An 18,418-nucleotide genomic window follows, 5' to 3' on the forward strand; every position below is an offset into this window, starting at 1 on the left:
AAATCAAGATGCTTTAGAGCAAGTAAAAAGAGCTGGAAAAAAACTAAAAAAAACGATTAGGCTAAGAAAAGAAACAGAGGAAAAACTTAAATTACATGTAGAATAGATTAAAATAGGGGTAAGAATTGAATACATAATATTCTTATTTACTGTATTAAACAAATAATTTAATTGATTCATAACAGCAAAAAAATGTGAGTAAAGGAGCATATATTTTATGATACAAATATCAAGAAAATCAAAATATATAGATTCCAAAAGAAAGTATAATATTTTTATTATGGCAAAACAATTTATAAAAAAATATAGTCATGAAATAACTGCTATAATTATCCTTACGCTTGGGTTATTCAGTATATTACTGGCTCCAAAGCTATCTTATGAGTTTACTCATGAATATTTTTTCCCAGGCGGAAACGGTTCTTATTCGCCAGATGATTTTGATAGAATGGTATATCTTTATGCGATATCTTTTTATATGATAGGCATAATTTTATCTTTAATTAGTATTGTATTTTTCTTTAAGAGAAATAAAGAAATATAGAAGTGTAAGAACAAACTCAACGTGATATATTCTCTTTAATCCTTGCTATGACATCTGCCTTTAGCAATTTAGACGAGATAACAAAGTAAAGCACAATAGCAAAATATGACGAAGGTAGTAGTGTGAAAATTTATGTTTATTGAAACTAATTCTAAAGATAAGGTTTATAGAGATTTAATATAATAGATTTGGCTTTTAAAATTTGTGATGAATTTGTATTAGTAGTAAGAAAAGATATTAGTATAACTGCTAATGTTAATCATGCTTACTAGTTTAGGAGTTAAAAATGGTGAGTATAAAAATAACACTATTGCTATAAATGCATAGAAATTAATGAATAATTAGTATAATTATGTTAGAATATAATCAATACAAAAAAGAGTGGTGAATACAAATGAAGATAGCTAAAATCAAGAAAACTACTATACCTGAACCCTTAGCAGATATTGAAAAACGTTTAAAATGCAATTTTATAGGTCTTGGATGGAAAATTGAGCATATGGAAGATTTGAGAACAGTAGAAGGGAATAGAGTTAAAATTTATTTTGGAGTTACTTCACCTTATGGTGGAGTAAACTTCGTGTCATTTATAAATCATGGAGGAGGATATGTTCCGTATTATATTAAATTCACAGAGATTGATGATTATGAAACCAACGTGCTGGTTGTAGTAACAGGTACAGAAAATGTGAACGGTGATTGGGGTGAGCGAAACAGCAATATCGCAAAGCAAGTGTTGGAAATGTGTGAAAAAGATTGCACGAATAAACCCTTTAAAGAAAAAGTAAGAAGCTTTTTTAAATAAAATTACATATACATAAGGACAGGTGCCGCTTTCCTATAAAAATTATTAACTCGTGGTTTTGTCAGGCGATGCATCGTTTCTACCACTACATAAACATCAAACCGTATTGTGAAAACAGTATGGTTTTTTATTTTTGATTTATAAACAAAATACATCGTATAGATGTAAAGTTAAAGGAGAAAATGGAAACGTTAGCTGAGAAAAATGAAAAATATCAATTGCTCAAAGTACTATTTTTTACTTGATAGGAAATTTTAGATTTTCAAACTATGGATAACTATTTTATAATAAATGTATGATAAATCAGAAATTTTGTTTTTGTCATTTATATTATACTATAATAATATGCTATTTAAATAATATATCATCATCAATCAAATTTTAGGAGGAATATCAAATGAGTGAAAGACAAATAAAGCTTGGGAAAAAATACAGACATTTCAAAGGAAAAGAATACTTGGTTTTATATATAGCTAAACATTCAGAAACTCTTGAAGATATGGTTGTGTATCAGGCACTGTATGGGGAGAGAGGAATATGGGTAAGACCTTTGAGTATGTTTTTAGGTAAAAAAGATATAGGAAATAAATTTGTTAATAGATTTGAAGAAATAAAGGAGGAAGGAATAGTTGAACAAGGTTAATGAAGTAGTGTATATGGGGGGTGCTTTATAAAAACTCAATGTCGGTAGTCGGAACTGCAGTGCCAGTAGGGCTGATAATAGTGTTTGTAGATTTAATAATTAATACTTATTGGTTAATTATTATAACAGGCAAGGCAGCTCAAGTTTTAATTGCACCAAGATTGTTGAAGTCGTTTACAATGTTTTCAATACAAACAATTCTAAGCTATATTGTATGGAGAACGGTTAATAGATTGAATTTTATTTCCAAAATATATAATAAATGTTAAGGGATTTAGCATATAAATTATAGTGAATATGAAAATAATTTATTATTTTCATAAAGGAACTTGTATTCTTATACAAAGTTTATTATAATAATAAACAAAATTAATAAAAACTAAAGAAGTGTTCGGATGAAGGTAGCGGGAGAGAGATGGTTTTCCATCCACCGAAGAAGTCAATCTTTCAGGTAACTATGTTATAGTTAGAGACCGTTATTGGACGAGCCTCTGGAGAGACCCATTTAAATGTGGGCACCGAAGGAGAAAGATAGCAAATATTCTGCTATTGAAACTCTCAGGTAAAAGGACAGAGGATAGGATTATTACACAAATAATCTATTCTCCTCCAAATTAATTCATATCATAAGGAGGATGACAACATGTCAAATGCATTGGAATTATTCAACAAAATCGATCAGGTGGTTTGGGGACCACCGCTACTCGTTTTACTAGTAGGAACAGGGATTTATTTAACAGTAAGACTTGGATTACTACAAATTTTTAAATTACCATTAGCTTTAAAGTATCTATTTGCAAAGGATAATGATTCAGAAGGTGAAGGAGATGTATCCAGTTTTGCAGCACTTTGTACAGCCTTATCAGCAACTATTGGTACAGGTAATATTGTAGGGGTTGCTACTGCTATTAAAGCAGGTGGACCTGGTGCGTTGTTCTGGATGTGGATGGCTGCATTCTTTGGAATGGCTACTAAATATGCAGAAGGACTTCTAGCAGTAAAATATAGAAGCGTAGATGAAAATGGTCAAATGGCTGGAGGACCTATGTACTATATTGAAAAAGGGTTAGGTAAAAAATGGCTTGCTAAAATGTTTGCTATCTTTGGAGTGGGCGTAGCATTTTTCGGAATAGGAACCTTCCCACAAGTAAATGCTATTACTGAAGCAGTTAAGATTACTTTTAACCTTCCTATAATAGTAACAGCAATAATAATTACAGTTTTAGTTGCTTTTGTAACTATTGGAGGTATAAAAAATATTGCAGCGGTAGCAGAAAAAACAGTACCTTTTATGGCTGCGTTTTATATAGTAGGTTCAATTATTATATTAGCTAGCAATGCAGCACTTTTACCAGAAACAATAAAAATGGTAATTAAGAGTGCTTTCACACCAACTGCAGCTGCAGGCGGATTTCTTGGTGCTACAGTAATGAAAGCAGTGCAAAGCGGTGTTGCAAGAGGAGTATTCTCAAATGAATCTGGTTTAGGTAGTGCTCCAATAGCGGCCGCGGCAGCAAAAACAAAATCTTGTGTTCGTCAAGGATTGATTTCTATGACTGGTACATTTTTTGATACAATAGTTATTTGTACAATGACTGGATTAGTTTTAATTTTAACGGGAGCATGGAATTCAGGCTTAGAAGGAGCAGCTATGACAAATGCAGCTTTTAAAGGTGGATTATCTGTTCCAATTATAGGACAAATGATTGTAACTATAGGTCTCATATTTTTCGCATTTACCACTATTTTAGGATGGAATTATTATGGAGAGAGATGTACTGCATATTTATTTGGAGTTAAGGGCATAATGCCATATAGAATAATATATATAGTATTGGTGGCATCAGGAGCTTTTTTGAAGCTTGATTTAATTTGGATTATTGCAGATATAGTAAATGGTTTAATGGCAATACCGAATCTAATTGCTTTAATTGGATTAAGTGGTGTCATTGTTTATGAAACAAAAGAATACTTCAAAATCTTAGAAGAAGAGAAGAAGAATAAGTAAGGAATTATTAAGTAATTAATTATAAAATATTATGTTAGTGAATGAATACTTAAAGATGCTATTGTTCGTACCAATACGAATTATAGCATCTTTTTTGCACGCTAATAATTCGATTAATACGAATATTTTAACAAAAAGAGCTTATAATGTATTGACTTTTTGAAAACGTAGTGTTAACATTAGGCATATCAAGTAATGTAATGTTAACGGAAAATAATGCTTAAAATCATAGATTACTATTTAAAATCAATAAAAAATTGAGGAGGATAAACAATGAAAGTAGCTATAATTTTTGGAAGTAAATCAGATACTAATACAATGAAGGGTGCCGCAGAAGTATTAAAGGAATTTAAAGTTGAGTATAAGGCGTATGTATTGTCGGCTCATAGAGTTCCAGAAAAACTATCAGAAGTATTAAAAGCTATAGAGTGTGAAGGCTGTGAATGTATTATTGCAGGTGCTGGTCTCGCAGCTCATCTTCCAGGAGTAATTGCTTCTCAAACTATCTTACCAGTTATAGGTGTACCGATTAACGCAGCAGTAGATGGGTTAGATTCACTTCTATCAATTGTTCAAATGCCAAAGCCAATTCCAGTAGCATCAGTAGGAATAAATAATAGTGCAAATGCAGGAATGCTTGCAGTTCAAATTTTAGCTTTGAAATATCCAGAATTAAAAGAAGATTTAGTAAAATTCAGAGAAAATATGAAGGAAAAATTTATAAAAGAAAATGCTGAAGGAGTGGAATTATAATGAAAATGTTGTATGAAGGTAAGGCAAAGAAAATATTTGAAGCGGAAGACAAAGACCAAGTAATTATTTACTATAAGGATGATGCAACAGCCTTTAATGGTGCTAAAAAGTCAGAAATAAGCGGTAAAGGTGTATTGAACAACAGTATTACATCAATGATTTTTGAGCTTCTTCATAAAAATGGAGTTGAAACTCATTTTGTAGAAAAAATAAGTGAGAGAGAACAGCTTTGCAAGAAAGTTGAAATAGTTCCGTTGGAAGTTATTGTTAGAAATGTAGCAGCTGGCAGTATGGCAAAGAGACTTGGAATTGAAGAAGGAAGAGAACTTAATACGACAATTTTTGAAATATGCTACAAAAATGATGAACTTGGTGATCCTCTAATAAATGATTATCATGCAGTAGCTTTAGGACTTACTACATTTGAAGAATTAAAAGCTATTTATGATTCTACAGCTAAGATAAATGAGATATTAAAAGAGTTTTTCCTAAAACAAAATATAAAACTCATAGATTTCAAGCTTGAATTTGGAAGATTTAACGGAGAAGTTATTTTGGCTGATGAGATATCTCCAGACACATGTAGATTCTGGGATGCAAACACAAATGAAAAATTAGATAAAGATAGATTCAGAAGAGATTTAGGGGATGTTGAAGAAGCATATTCAGAAATTTTAAAAAGAATTGATAATGCAAATAATTAATAGATTGAGGGGAAGGTTATGAATAATAAGGAATTCATAATGGATAATGAGTTGTTTCAAGATAAATTTAAAGAAGAATGTGGAGTATTTGGAGTATACTCCAAATCAAATTTAGATGTTGCCACTATGACTTATTATGGTCTTTATGCTCTTCAGCATAGAGGTCAGGAAAGTGCAGGAATAGTGGTTGGAGATGGAAATAAACATATCTGTTACAAGGATATGGGACTTGTATCTGAGATTTTTAATGAAAATATATTGAAAGAAATGAATGGTAAAGCAGCTATTGGGCATGTAAGATATTCAACTACTGGTTCTAGTAAAGCAGCTAATGCTCAACCTCTTTTAGGACAGTTTAAGCTAGGTGATATATCTATAGCGCATAACGGAAACTTGGTTAATGCGGATATTATAAGAGAACTTTTGGAAGATGCTGGGGTTTTGTTTCAAACATCTATAGATTCGGAAGTTATATTGAATTTAATTGCAAGAAAGGCCAAGAAAGGTATAGAAACTGCAGTTATTGATGCTATTGGAGCAATTAAAGGATCATATGCAATAGTTATACTTACTGGAGATAAGCTTATAGGAGTTAGAGATCCTAATGGTATAAGACCTTTATGTATTGGTAAAATAGAGGAAGATTATATATTTTGTTCAGAAAGTTGTGCACTGGATGCTATTGGAGCTGAATTTATAAGAGATGTAAATCCAGGAGAAATTGTTATAATAGATGATAACGGAATCAAATCTGTTCAATTTGCTGAAAGAACTAAATGCATGACATGTGCTTTTGAATATATTTATTTTGCCAGACCTGATAGTGTCATAGATGGAATAAATGTATACAATTCAAGGTTAGCAGCAGGAGAGAGACTTTACAAGGAAGCACCAGTAGATGCTGATATAGTAATTGGAGTTCCAGATTCAGGAATACCAGCAGCAGTTGGGTATGCTAAGGCTTCTGGAATACCTTATGGAATAGGTCTTATAAAAAACAGATATGTGGGAAGAACTTTTATATCCCCATCACAAGAAATGAGAGAAAGAGCCGTTTCGGTCAAGTTGAATGCACTAAAAGTAAATGTTGAAGGGAAAAGAGTAGTTCTTATAGATGACTCTATAGTTAGAGGAACTACCAGTAAAAGATTAGTACAAATGCTGCGTAAAGCAGGTGCTAAGGAAGTTCACTTTAGAGTTTCTTCTCCAGTAGTAAAATTCCCTTGTTACTTTGGAATCGATACGCCTTACAGAAGTGAATTGGTAGGAGCACAAATGCAGGTAAAAGAAATAAATGACTTAATAGGATCAGATAGTTTGGGGTATTTAAGCATGGAAGGTTTATTAAGTACTTTTAAAGGTAAAGAAGGATTTTGTATGGGATGCTTTAATGGAGAATATCCAGTATCAGCTCCTATTGAAAATTCAAAGGATTGTTTAGAAAGGTAGGATGTTATGGCAACTTATAAAGAAGCTGGAGTAAATATCGAAGAGGGATATGAAGCTGTAAAACTAATGAAGGAGCATGCAGCAAAAACCTTTAATAGTGGAGTTCTAAATAGTTTAGGAAGCTTTGCTGGAATGTATGAACTTCCGAAGTATAAAAATCCTGTTCTTGTATCAGGAACTGATGGAGTAGGTACTAAGCTAAAGATAGCTTTTGAAATGAAGAAATATGATACAGTAGGTATAGATTGTGTAGCAATGTGTGTTAATGATATTCTATGCCATGGAGCAAAACCGCTTTTCTTTTTAGATTACATTGCTTGTGGAAAGCTTAATGCAGAAAATGCAGCAGATTTGGTAAAAGGAATCAGCGATGGATGTATTCAAGGTGATTGTGCCTTGATTGGTGGCGAAACAGCTGAAATGCCAGGGTTCTATAAAGAAGGAGAATATGATGTTGCTGGATTCTGTGTGGGGATAGTTGAAAGAGAAGAAATTATAGATGGAAGCCAGATAGAAGATGGAGATGTTTTGATTGGAATTGAATCTTCTGGAATTCACAGTAATGGATATTCTTTAGTAAGAAAACTTGTTACAAATTTACATGAAGAATTTGATGGAGACAAAATAGGTAATATACTTTTAACTCCTACTAAAATATATGTAAAAACAGTTTTGAATTTATTAAACAAGTATAAAATAAAAGGAATGGCTAATATTACTGGGGGCGGTTTTTATGAGAATATTCCAAGAATGTTTAAAGGAGACTTTACAGCTGTTATAAATAAGAAAAGCTTTGAAATCCCGTCTGTTTTTAAATATATAATGTCTTTGGGTGTGGAAGAAGAACATATGTATAACACATTCAATATGGGAATTGGTTTTGTATTATGTGTCAGCAGAGAAGATGTTGAGAAAATCATAAGTGAAATTGAGGATATGGGAAGTAAAGCTTACGAGATAGGTCATGTAGAAGCTGGAGGAAAAGGAGTATGTTTAAAATAGCAGTTCTAGTATCCGGTGGTGGAAGCAATTTTCAATCAATAATAGATAGTATAGAAAGTAATTATATGAATTGCAGTATAGAGTATGTAATAAGTGATAAAATGGGGGCTTTTGCAATAGAAAGAGCTAAAAAACATAACATAAAAACTTTGGTATTTGAAAGAAAGGAATATGGGGCCAATCTTTCAGACAAGATTTTAGAAATATTAGATGGAAAAGTAGATTTGATAGTACTAGCTGGCTTTTTATCTATTTTAAAAGGTAATATTATAGATAAATTTAAAAATAGAATTATAAATATTCATCCATCTTTGATTCCGTCTTTTTGCGGAAAGGGAATGTATGGTTTAAAGGTTCACGAAAAAGCTATTGAATACGGAGTGAAAATAACAGGATGTACAGTTCATTTTGTAGATGAAGGTACAGACACAGGCAGTATAATTATTCAGAAGGCTGTAGAAGTTTGTAATGATGATACTCCGGAAATACTACAAAAGAGAGTATTGGTAGAGGAACACAAGGCTTTACCAGAAGCTATAAAATTAATATCAGAAGGTAAGGTTAAATTTGACAGAAGAAGATGTATTATAGATTAGAAAGGAGTACTAAAAATGATCAAGAGAGCATTGATAAGTGTGTTTAATAAAGATGGGATATTGGATCTTGCAAAATTTCTTGTAAATAGAGGAGTAGAGATAATATCAACAGGTGGAACTTTCAGGCATTTAAAAGAAAATGGAATACCTGTTATAGAAGTTAATGAAGTTACAGGGTTTGATGAAATTTTAGATGGAAGAGTAAAAACACTTCATCCTGTTCTTCATGGTGGAATACTTGCTATCAGAGAAAATGCAGATCATATGAGAGTTATTGAAGAAAAGGGCATAAAGCCAATTGATATGGTAGTTGTGAACTTATATCCTTTCTTTGAAAAGGTAAAAGAAGATTTAGACTTTGATGAAAAAGTAGAGTTTATTGATATTGGTGGACCAACAATGATCAGGGCGGCAGCAAAAAACTTTAGAGATGTAATTGTTCTTACAGATACAAAAGATTATGAGGATATTAAGGAACAAGTAGAATCTGAAGGAGATGTAAATTTTGAAACAAGAAAAAAACTTGCAGGAAAAGTATTTAACCTAATGGCTGGGTATGATGCTGCTATAAGCAATTTCCTTTTAAAGGAGGAAGAATATCCTGAATATCTATCACTTTCATACAAAAAATCAATGGATCTAAGATATGGTGAAAACTCACATCAAACAGCTGCTTATTACACTTCTACTGATGGAAAGGGAGCAATAAATAATTTCGAAATTTTAAATGGAAAACAATTATCTTATAACAATATAAAAGATATGGATATAGCTTGGAAAACAGTTTGGGAATTTGACGAAATAGCTTGTTGTGGACTTAAGCATAATAATCCTTGTGGAGTGGCTATAGCAGAGGATGTAGAGAACGCTTACATAAAGGCATACTCTTGTGACCCTGTTTCAATCTTTGGAGGAATTGTAGCTTTTAACAGAAAAGTTAATAAAGCTGCCGCGGAAAAAATGGTGGAAATCTTCTTAGAAATAGTCATAGCACCAGATTATGATGAGGATGCTCTAGAAATTTTAAAGAAAAAGAAAAATTTAAGAGTTATAAAATGTGACGTTAAGCCTGGAGATGAGTATAATGTTGCTAAGGTTGACGGCGGAATCTTAATTATGAGCGAGGATAATAAATTCGCAGATAAATTAGAGGTAGTAACTGAAAGAAAACCTACTGAAGAAGAAATGAAGGATATGATATTTGCAATGAAGGTGTGCAAATATGTTAAATCTAATGCTATCGTAGTAGCTAAAGATGGAACGGCAACAGGAATAGGTGGGGGGCAGGTTAATAGAATATGGGCGGCTCAGCAGGCCCTTGAAAGAGCTAAAGATGGTTTAGTATTAGCGTCTGATGCCTTCTTCCCATTTGATGATGTTGTTAAGGAAGCTGCTAAATACGGAATAAAAGCTATAATTCAGCCAGGTGGTTCCATAAGAGATGAAGATTCTATAAAGTCATGCAATGAAAATGACATTTCTATGGTACTTACAGGTATAAGACATTTTAAACACTAGAATACTTTAATAGATTGACAGTTGACAATTTAATATAATTGTTGGCTGTCAATTGTCCATTGTCATTTAAAAGTATAGTTAAATATTTTAGATTTACGTAAGAGTAAATAATGATAAGGAGTTGTAATAGGGATGAAGATATTAGTTGTAGGATCAGGTGGACGTGAGCATGCTATTGCATGGAAAATTTCGCAAAGTCAATTAGTAAATAAAATATATTGTGCTCCTGGAAATGGTGGTACCGCAAATGAAGACAAGTGTGAGAATGTAAACATAAAAGAAATAAATGAGCTTGTAGATTTTGCCAAGAAACAAAGTATAGACCTTACTATAGTAGGACCAGAAGCACCTTTGGTAGATGGAATTGTAGATGTATTTAAAGAAAACAATTTGAAGATTTTTGGACCTTCAAAGAAGGCTGCTGCTCTTGAAGGAAGTAAAATATTTTCTAAGAATTTTATGAAAAAGTACGAAGTTAAAAGTGCTGAATATGCAGTGTTTTATGATAGAGAGGAAGCACTTTCATATATAAAACAATGCTCCTATCCAACTGTTGTTAAAGCCGATGGACTTGCTGCTGGTAAAGGTGTTGTTATATGCCAAAATGAAAAAGAAGCAGAAGAAGCTATAAACAGCTTTATGCTGGATGATATATTTAATGGTGCTGGACTTAAAATTGTTATTGAAGAATTTTTAGAAGGAGTAGAAGCATCAATTCTTTCAATAACCGATGGTGAAACTATAATTCCTTTTATATCAAGTAAGGATCATAAACAGATATTTGATGGAGATAAGGGACCTAATACTGGAGGAATGGGCGTTATTGCACCAAATCCATATTGTAGTGAAGAGGTTATAAATGCATTTAATAGAGAAATTTTAGAACCTACATTAAAAGGAATACAAGAAGAAAAAATGGATTATGTGGGAACAGTATTTTTTGGAATAATGATAACTAAAAAAGGAGTATATCTTCTAGAGTATAATGTAAGAATGGGAGATCCAGAAACACAAGCTGTTTTATCTCTTATGGACAGCGATTATGTAGAAGTTATACTAAAAGCTTTAGATGGCAGCTTAAAAGACTATGAGATAAAATGGAAGTCTGGAAATGCTTGCTGTGTTACGGCCGTTGCAGGAGGCTATCCAGGAAAGTATGAAAAAGGATTCGAGATAACAGGACTGGAAAAGGTTGAAAATAGGGTTTTTGCAGCGGGAGCAGATTATAAAGATGGAAAGCTTTTGACAAATGGAGGAAGAGTTTTATCAGTAGTATCAGTTGGCGATAATTTAGAGGAAGCTAGAGATAAGGCTTATAAGGATATTGAGAAAGTTTCTTTTCAAGGAATTTACTATAGAAGGGATATCGGAAAGATAAAAAGTGTATAAAGAGGTTTCTAAGCTTCGGGTGGAGTTTTTACTCCATCTGAAGCTTAGAAACCCTTATCTAGGGACGTAGCAGTCGTTATCTCCCACTTTCGAAGTGGGAGTATTACGGCTGGTAGTCATCAGATAAAATCTAATTAGATGAGGAGAAGATATTATGAAAACTATGGTTAGAAGAATATATACGGAAAAGAAACTTCAATATAATGTTGAGGCAAAAGGACTATTAAAAGAGCTTAAGGAAAACTTAAATATAAAATCCATAGAAAATTTAAGAATTTTAAATAGATATGATATTGCTGGAATAGAGGAAGATGAGTATATTAGAGCGAGAAATACAATATTTTCAGAGCCTACGGTAGATAATGTATATGATGAGAGTATTGAGATAGGAGAAAATGAAATAGTATTTGCTGTTGAATACTTACCGGGACAGTATGACCAGCGAGGGGATTCTGCGGCACAATGTATGCAAATATTAACTCAAAAGGAAAGACCTCTGATTAGATGTGCTAAGGTTATAATAATAAAGGGAAATATAGTGGAAGAAGAGGTTAAAAAAATAAAAAAATATTACATTAATACTGTGGATTCGAGAGAAGCTTTTTTGGAAAAACCAGATGATTTAGAAATGGAAATGAATATCCCAGAGGATGTTGAGATATTAGAAGGATTTATAGATAGAAGCGAAGAAGAAATCAGACAGTTTAGAGAAAAACATGGCTTGGCTATGGGATTTGAAGATTTATTATTCTGTCAGAAATATTTTAAAGAAGAAGAAAGAAGAAACCCAACTATTACAGAGATAAAGGTTATAGATACTTATTGGTCAGATCACTGCAGACATACAACCTTTGAAACTAAGATAGGAAATGTAGAATTTGAAGATGATAAATATGTAGAGCCTATCAAGGATGCTTATGAACAATATTTAAAATCAAGAGAATTTGTCTATGGAAATAAACCTAAAAATATGTGCCTTATGGACATGGCTGTAATGGGAATGAAGGAGCTTAGAAAAAAAGGCAAATTAGATGATCTTGAGGAATCAGATGAAATTAATGCTTGTAGTATAGAACGTGAAATTGAAATTGACGGAAAAACTGAAAAGTATTTGATTATGTTTAAAAATGAAACTCACAATCATCCAACAGAGATAGAGCCTTTTGGAGGTGCAGCAACTTGTCTTGGAGGGGCAATCAGAGATCCGTTATCAGGAAGATCATATGTTTACCAAGCTATGAGAATTACTGGAAGTGCAGATCCAAGAAAGCCTATTGAAGAGACTCTTCAAGGAAAGCTTCCACAAAGACAGATAACAATAAATGCCGCTCATGGATATAGTTCTTATGGAAATCAGATAGGATTGGCAACAGGACATGTAACGGAAGTTTATGATGAAGATTTTGTGGCAAAAAGAATGGAAGTAGGAGCTGTAATAGCTGCTGCTCCAAAAGAAAATGTAATTAGAATGAGACCTGAAAATGGAGATTCAATTATTCTGGTAGGTGGTAGAACAGGTCGTGACGGATGCGGTGGTGCTACAGGTTCATCAAAAGAGCATGATGAGAGTTCAATTATGCAGTGTGGAGCTGAAGTTCAAAAGGGTAATGCTCCTACTGAAAGAAAGCTTCAGAGATTATTCAGAAATTCTGAGGTAAGCAGACTTATAAAAAAATGTAATGATTTTGGAGCTGGAGGAGTTTCAGTTGCTATTGGAGAATTAAGTGATGGTCTTAATATAAATTTGGATTTAGTTACAAAGAAATATGAAGGATTGGATGGAACTGAGCTTGCTATATCAGAATCACAGGAAAGAATGGCAGTAGTAGTAAATAAGGAAGATGTAGAAAAATTTATAAAATATGCAGAAGAAGAAAATCTTGAAGCAAATCAGGTTGCAGAGGTAACAGGTGATAACAGGCTTGTAATGACATGGAGAGGTAAAAAGATAGTAGATATAAGCAGAAGATTTTTAGATACTAATGGGGTTATACAAACAACTGATGTTAAGGTTAAAAAACCATCAAAAGAACCTTATTTTAATTCAGAAGCTGTAGAAAATATTACTGAAAAATGGGTGGAAACTCTTAGAGATTTAAATGTTTGCAGTCAAAGGGGATTAATTGAAAGATTTGACAGTTCAATAGGTGCAGGTACTGTACTTATGCCTTTTGGAGGAAAATATCAATCAACTCCGGCAGAAGCTATGTGCGCTAAAATTCCTGTTTTAAATGGAGAAACTTCTACATCAAGTATTATGAGTTATGGTTATAATCCAAAGATAGGTAAATGGAGTCCTTTCCATGGTGCACTATATGCAGTAGTTGAAGCAGTAACTAAGATTGTTGCAGCAGGAGGAGATTATAAGAATACAAGACTTACTCTTCAAGAATATTTTGAAAAGCTTTATGATGAACCAGAAAAATGGGGAAAACCATTCAGTGCTTTACTTGGAGCCTTTTATGCACAGAAAGCTTTGGAAATACCGGCTATTGGAGGAAAAGACAGTATGTCTGGTACCTTTAAAGATATAAATGTACCTCCAACGTTAGTTGCATTTGCTGTAGATGTTGTAAGTGCTGATAAAGTAATTTCACCTGAATTTAAGAAAAATGGAAGTAGAGTTATATTGTTAAAGACATCAATGGATGAAAATTTTATTCCAAATTTTGAAGAGCTAAAGAAAAACTTTAGTATAGTAAGTAAACTTATTAGTGAAGGAAGAGCGTTGGCAGCACATACTGTAAAAGCAGGAGGAGTTGCTGAGGCAATTTCCAAAATGAGCTTTGGAAATAAAATTGGAATGAATTTTTCTCATAATATCAAAGGTGATGATTTGTTTATTGAAAATTATGGTTCAATAATTTTAGAAATAGATGATAAAGTAGAATTGAAGGAAGCTTTTAATGGTACAAATTATACTTTACTTGGATTTACTTGTTCTAAACAAGAAATAAAAATAAATGGAACAAAAATATCTATTGATGAACTTTATGAAGAATGGAAAAGTCCATTAGAATCTGTTTTCCCTACTAAATTAGAAGAAATTAAAGATGAAGTAAGTTTAAATTGTTCTGACAAAAAAGTTTCTAAAGGACCAAAAATAAGTATAGTTAAACCTAAAATATATATACCTGTATTTCCAGGTACAAATTGCGAATATGATTTAGAAAAAGCTTTTGTAAAGGCTGGAGGAGAAGTTGAGGTAGGAGTATTCAGAAATCTGACTGCAAAGAACATTGAGGATTCTGTTGAGAATATGGTAAAAGCTATAACTAATTCACAGATAGTTATGCTACCAGGAGGTTTTAGTGCAGGAGATGAGCCGGATGGTTCAGGTAAATTTATAGCAGCTGTATTTAGAAATCCAAAAGTTAAAGAGGCTGTGATGGATCTGCTTAATAAAAGAGATGGATTGATGCTTGGTATATGCAATGGATTCCAGGTTCTTATAAAGCTTGGACTAGTACCTTATGGAGAAATAACAGATATGGATGAAGAATGTCCAACTTTAACATTTAATAAAATTGGAAGGCATATGTCTAAGGTGGTAAACACTAAGGTAGTATCTAAGTTATCACCTTGGTTCAATAAGGTTGAAGTGGGAGATGTTCATAGTGTGGCTATTTCTCATGGTGAAGGTAGATTTGTATGCGGTGAAAAATTGGCAGAAAAATTATTTAAAAATGGACAGATTGCCACTCAATATGTTGATTTCAATGGAAATCCTACCTATGATATAGAGTTTAACCCTAATGGTTCTATGTATGCTGTAGAAGGAATAACAAGTCCTGATGGAAGAGTTTTAGGTAAAATGGCTCACTCTGAAAGAATAGGAAAGAATGTGTATAAGAATATCATAGGAGAAAAAGATCAGAAGATATTTGAAAGTGGAGTACAATACTTTAAGTAAGAGTATGTAAAGAAGAAAGAGAAGAGAAAAGAAGGCTAAAGAAGTTTATTTATTTCTTTAGTCTTCTTTTTTTTATTTATAAGCATACCATGTAGTAAATAAATATTGTTTACCGATTTAGGAGGAATAATATGAATTTACTAACCAAATTCAGTGATAATAATTCAGATCTTTATATTTCTGATATAAAAGAAAATGCAGAGACACTTTTAGCAATATTGAAAAAGGTTACTTCGACAGAACAAGGTGGCACTTTTATGTTAAAGTCAGTCTCTTCAAGTAACGATGAAAAGGTGGAACCAAGAATAACTAATAATGTACAGGTAGGAATTTATACGGTTAAGGTACTAAAATTAGCATCCATTCAGAAAAATTTAAGTGACGGTTTATATGGAAAAGAATATTCCTTATTGGATGAAGGAAACTACATTTTTACTTTAGCCTATGGAGAAAAAACAGTAGATATTTCTGTAGATGTTAAAAATGAGGATACAAATAGTATTTTATTGGAAAAACTGCTGTATTCAATAGAAAATAGGAATGCTGGAATATATGGTTATATTGAAAGGTATGGAAAATATATAGAAAAACTTGTGTTAAAGGCTAAAAAAACAGGTGAAAGTCACAGCTTTAAATTGTTTGACAAGACTGGAAGAATTATTTCATATACTGGTTTATGGAATATAGTAAGGGAAGCTGACAATGCTAGATTTACTTTTAATGATAAAGTTTATGAAAGTGAAGAAAATATTGTTTTTATGCAAGAAGGAAACTTAATTTTGAATTTAAAAGAAGCATCCAGAGAGAAAATAATGATAAGTGTAAACATAGATGCATTTAGGATTGAAGAAGAAATTCAAAGTTTTGTGAAGAAGTATAATTTATTTTTTAAAAGCTTGAAAAAAATAAAATTAAGTGAAGAAATAGAAACTAAAATGAAAAATTTATGTAAAGTGGAGAAAGAAAGTTTAAGGGATATAGGGTTTAAAATAAATAGTGGTTATTCAATAAAAATAAACAAAAATATATTTAAGAAATATTTAAAGGATGATTATGAAAAAGTAAAAAAGGTATTTGTTGATAAAAATGATTTCTTACTAGAATTGATTAAATTTTGTGGTGAAATTATAGAAAATGAATTAATTACAATGAAGAGCATTGTGAAAGTGGAAGAGGAAAAGAAAGTTATAAATTCAAAAGCAGTATATACAAATGAAGGAAAAGTTGTATCTAATGAAATGGATTTGGGTGAAAAATTTGATTTTAGATGTTGACTAATAAAAAAGATGATGTTATTATACCTAATAGAAAATTAAATAGTATTATATACCTCATATAATTCCGATAATATGGTTCGGTAAGTTTCTACGAGAAAACCGCAAAATTTCTTGCTATGAGTGAATCTGTAGAATTCTAGTGGCGGATTTACTTATATCCGTTTACTAGATTTTTTTATAAAGGGGAGGACAATTAAATGGAAACAGCAAGTGAAGGAAAAAAATCAATTTTAGAAACATTTTTTAAATTATCAGAGAACAATACTGATGTAAAAACTGAAGTATTAGCGGGATTTACTACTTTTATAACAGTAGCATATGCTCTTTTAGTAATTCCTAATATTTTGAAATTTTCAGGTATGAATGCAGCTGGAGCAACTGGAGATGCAGCAGCAGGTCTTACAATTTTGAATGATCCAATAGTAGGCTCTGCTTTTGCATCAACTTGTATAGCCTCAGCTATTGGTACATTGATAATGGGTATTTATGCAAATTTACCTTTTGCATTGGCACCTGGTATTGGACTTACAGCTTTCTTTTCTTATAGTGTTTGTTTAAAACTAGGTTATACATGGCAGCAGGGATTATCGGCTGTTTGCATTTCAGGATTTATATTTATTTTAATAACGCTTACTTCTATAAGAGAAAAGATAGTTGATTCTCTTCCGGATAATTTAAAGTTAGCTATAACAGGAGGTATTGGTCTTTTTATAGCGCTTATAGGGCTAAAAAGCGGACAAGTTATAGTTGCAAATCCAGGAACGTTGGTTAGCTTTGGCAGTTTTACAAATGCACATACTGCATTAACTATAATCGGTATATCTATAACTGCAATACTTATGGCTCGTAAAGTAAAAGGTTCAATGTTAATAGGAATTATTTTAACTACAATAGTAGGGATACCTATGGGCATAACTCAGACAAGTGGCCTAAAATTATTTTATGTGCCGCCAATTGGAAAAACTTTTTTATCCTTTGATTTTCCAGGGTTGTTAAGTCATGGAGGAAGTGGAGTCATCGGTGCAATAATAAGTATTTTGATGGTTATTATAACTTTTAGCTTAGTAGATTTATTTGATTCTGTAGGAACATTAGTAGGAACTGCTCAAAAGTCTGGAATGTTAGATGAAGATGGAAGAGTTAAAAATATGAGAAAAGCTCTATTTTCTGATGCTTTTGCTACAACTTTAGGAGGAGCATTAGGAACAACTACTTTAGCTACAGTTGTGGAATCAGCAGCGGGTATTGCAGAAGGTGGAAGAACAGGACTTACAAATGTAGTAGTAGGAATTTTATTTATAGTTTCTCTTTTCTTTGGAGGATTAATAGGGATTGTACCAGCAGAAGCTACAGCACCAGCCCTTGTAATTGTTGGAGTTCTTATGCTAGGAGCTGTTGCGGATATAGATTTTAGTGATTTTACAGATGCACTTCCAGTTTTTTTCACAATTGCAATTATGCCTTTTAGTTACAGTATAGCTAATGGTGTAGCAGCAGGAATTATATTCTATCCAATAATGAAGGTTGCTACAGGAAAAAGTAAGGAAGTTCATCCTATAATGTACATAATGGCAGGATTGTTTATATTAAGATTTATATTATTGCCGGAATAATTTATATAAAAAATTTAAAGATGCAAAAACTGTATTTATAGAGTTTTGCATCTTTTTTAATTATCATGAAAAATTAGAATATATAAGTTTCACTTTAGAAAATACATGTATTAAAATACCATTAATATAAACCTATATAAAAATCCAAAATAATAGAAAAAAGAATTTATGTGAGGATTTTATATGGAAACTATAGTGCTAAAA

At 32.0% G+C, this 18,418-nt stretch carries 15 protein-coding genes and 2 riboswitches; all 15 genes read left to right on the plus strand.

Translation table 11 applies throughout. From position 1 onward, the window contains the following. The first annotated feature begins 217 nt into the window (after nucleotides 1-217). The 15 genes from OIO11_RS13180 to OIO11_RS13250 all read left to right on the plus strand — a co-directional run bounded on the left by OIO11_RS13180 (nucleotide 218) and on the right by OIO11_RS13250 (nucleotide 18,214). Nucleotides 218-544, plus strand: a complete 327-nt coding sequence (locus tag OIO11_RS13180) for a hypothetical protein (RefSeq protein WP_268071910.1) — start codon at nucleotides 218-220, stop codon at nucleotides 542-544. A gap of 394 nt (nucleotides 545-938) precedes the next feature. Next, entirely contained in the window at nucleotides 939-1,349 is a 411-nt protein-coding gene (locus OIO11_RS13185) for a hypothetical protein (protein ID WP_268071911.1), read from the plus strand. 397 nt (nucleotides 1,350-1,746) lie between these two features. Further along, entirely contained in the window at nucleotides 1,747-1,992 is a 246-nt protein-coding gene (locus OIO11_RS13190) for a DUF1653 domain-containing protein (RefSeq protein ID WP_268071912.1), read from the plus strand. Nucleotides 1,993-2,012: 20 nt separating this feature from the next. Beyond that, nucleotides 2,013-2,261: a hypothetical protein gene (locus tag OIO11_RS13195; RefSeq protein WP_268071913.1), complete on the plus strand. Its 249-nt coding sequence runs from the start codon at nucleotides 2,013-2,015 to the stop codon at nucleotides 2,259-2,261. Between the two features lie 212 nt (nucleotides 2,262-2,473). Continuing rightward, nucleotides 2,474-2,576, plus strand: a riboswitch (glycine riboswitch). Nucleotides 2,577-2,635: 59 nt separating this feature from the next. After that, a complete protein-coding gene (locus OIO11_RS13200; RefSeq protein ID WP_268071914.1) occupies nucleotides 2,636-4,000 on the plus strand; it encodes an alanine/glycine:cation symporter family protein in 1,365 nt (454 codons plus the stop codon). 273 nt (nucleotides 4,001-4,273) lie between these two features. Then, on the plus strand, nucleotides 4,274-4,753 hold the full coding sequence (gene purE / locus OIO11_RS13205; protein WP_268071915.1) for a 5-(carboxyamino)imidazole ribonucleotide mutase: 480 nt from the start codon (nucleotides 4,274-4,276) through the stop codon (nucleotides 4,751-4,753). Further along, nucleotides 4,753-5,457: a phosphoribosylaminoimidazolesuccinocarboxamide synthase gene (purC, locus tag OIO11_RS13210; RefSeq protein WP_268071916.1), complete on the plus strand. Its 705-nt coding sequence runs from the start codon at nucleotides 4,753-4,755 to the stop codon at nucleotides 5,455-5,457. Before purE ends, purC begins: the two co-directional genes overlap by 1 nt. Nucleotides 5,458-5,475: 18 nt before the next feature. Next, nucleotides 5,476-6,906, plus strand: coding sequence for an amidophosphoribosyltransferase (gene purF, locus OIO11_RS13215; protein ID WP_268071917.1), 1,431 nt, complete (start codon nucleotides 5,476-5,478; stop codon nucleotides 6,904-6,906). Between the two features lie 6 nt (nucleotides 6,907-6,912). Then, nucleotides 6,913-7,908, plus strand: coding sequence for a phosphoribosylformylglycinamidine cyclo-ligase (purM, locus tag OIO11_RS13220; RefSeq protein WP_268071918.1), 996 nt, complete (start codon nucleotides 6,913-6,915; stop codon nucleotides 7,906-7,908). Further along, on the plus strand, nucleotides 7,896-8,504 hold the full coding sequence (gene purN / locus OIO11_RS13225; protein ID WP_268071919.1) for a phosphoribosylglycinamide formyltransferase: 609 nt from the start codon (nucleotides 7,896-7,898) through the stop codon (nucleotides 8,502-8,504). The genes purM and purN overlap by 13 nt, the downstream gene beginning before the upstream one ends. A 15-nt stretch (nucleotides 8,505-8,519) precedes the next feature. Continuing rightward, a complete protein-coding gene (gene purH, locus OIO11_RS13230) occupies nucleotides 8,520-10,022 on the plus strand; it encodes a bifunctional phosphoribosylaminoimidazolecarboxamide formyltransferase/IMP cyclohydrolase (RefSeq protein WP_268071920.1) in 1,503 nt (500 codons plus the stop codon). 132 nt (nucleotides 10,023-10,154) lie between these two features. Next, nucleotides 10,155-11,411, plus strand: coding sequence for a phosphoribosylamine--glycine ligase (gene purD / locus OIO11_RS13235; RefSeq protein WP_268071921.1), 1,257 nt, complete (start codon nucleotides 10,155-10,157; stop codon nucleotides 11,409-11,411). Between the two features lie 154 nt (nucleotides 11,412-11,565). Beyond that, nucleotides 11,566-15,324 (plus strand): phosphoribosylformylglycinamidine synthase, encoded by a 3,759-nt coding sequence (locus OIO11_RS13240; protein ID WP_268071922.1) that lies wholly within the window; start codon nucleotides 11,566-11,568, stop codon nucleotides 15,322-15,324. Between the two features lie 131 nt (nucleotides 15,325-15,455). Further along, nucleotides 15,456-16,598 (plus strand): flagellar filament capping protein FliD, encoded by a 1,143-nt coding sequence (gene fliD, locus OIO11_RS13245; protein WP_268071923.1) that lies wholly within the window; start codon nucleotides 15,456-15,458, stop codon nucleotides 16,596-16,598. A gap of 37 nt (nucleotides 16,599-16,635) precedes the next feature. After that, a riboswitch (purine riboswitch) is annotated at nucleotides 16,636-16,738 on the plus strand. Nucleotides 16,739-16,798: 60 nt separating this feature from the next. After that, nucleotides 16,799-18,214, plus strand: coding sequence for an NCS2 family permease (locus OIO11_RS13250; protein ID WP_268071924.1), 1,416 nt, complete (start codon nucleotides 16,799-16,801; stop codon nucleotides 18,212-18,214). Nucleotides 18,215-18,418: the final 204 nt, after the last annotated feature.

Source organism: Clostridium sp. ZS2-4 (assembly GCF_026719745.1).
GTDB lineage: Bacteria > Bacillota > Clostridia > Clostridiales > Clostridiaceae > Clostridium_H.

Coding starts and splice junctions, on each gene's coding strand:
- OIO11_RS13180 (WP_268071910.1), top strand. CDS start 218: ATGATACAAATATCAAGAAAATCAAAATATATAGATTCCAAAAGAAAG.
- OIO11_RS13185 (WP_268071911.1), top strand. CDS start 939: ATGAAGATAGCTAAAATCAAGAAAACTACTATACCTGAACCCTTAGCA.
- OIO11_RS13190 (WP_268071912.1), top strand. CDS start 1,747: ATGAGTGAAAGACAAATAAAGCTTGGGAAAAAATACAGACATTTCAAA.
- OIO11_RS13200 (WP_268071914.1), top strand. CDS start 2,636: ATGTCAAATGCATTGGAATTATTCAACAAAATCGATCAGGTGGTTTGG.
- purE (WP_268071915.1), top strand. CDS start 4,274: ATGAAAGTAGCTATAATTTTTGGAAGTAAATCAGATACTAATACAATG.
- purC (WP_268071916.1), top strand. CDS start 4,753: ATGAAAATGTTGTATGAAGGTAAGGCAAAGAAAATATTTGAAGCGGAA.
- purF (WP_268071917.1), top strand. CDS start 5,476: ATGAATAATAAGGAATTCATAATGGATAATGAGTTGTTTCAAGATAAA.
- purM (WP_268071918.1), top strand. CDS start 6,913: ATGGCAACTTATAAAGAAGCTGGAGTAAATATCGAAGAGGGATATGAA.
- purN (WP_268071919.1), top strand. CDS start 7,896: ATGTTTAAAATAGCAGTTCTAGTATCCGGTGGTGGAAGCAATTTTCAA.
- purH (WP_268071920.1), top strand. CDS start 8,520: ATGATCAAGAGAGCATTGATAAGTGTGTTTAATAAAGATGGGATATTG.
- purD (WP_268071921.1), top strand. CDS start 10,155: ATGAAGATATTAGTTGTAGGATCAGGTGGACGTGAGCATGCTATTGCA.
- OIO11_RS13240 (WP_268071922.1), top strand. CDS start 11,566: ATGAAAACTATGGTTAGAAGAATATATACGGAAAAGAAACTTCAATAT.
- fliD (WP_268071923.1), top strand. CDS start 15,456: ATGAATTTACTAACCAAATTCAGTGATAATAATTCAGATCTTTATATT.
- OIO11_RS13250 (WP_268071924.1), top strand. CDS start 16,799: ATGGAAACAGCAAGTGAAGGAAAAAAATCAATTTTAGAAACATTTTTT.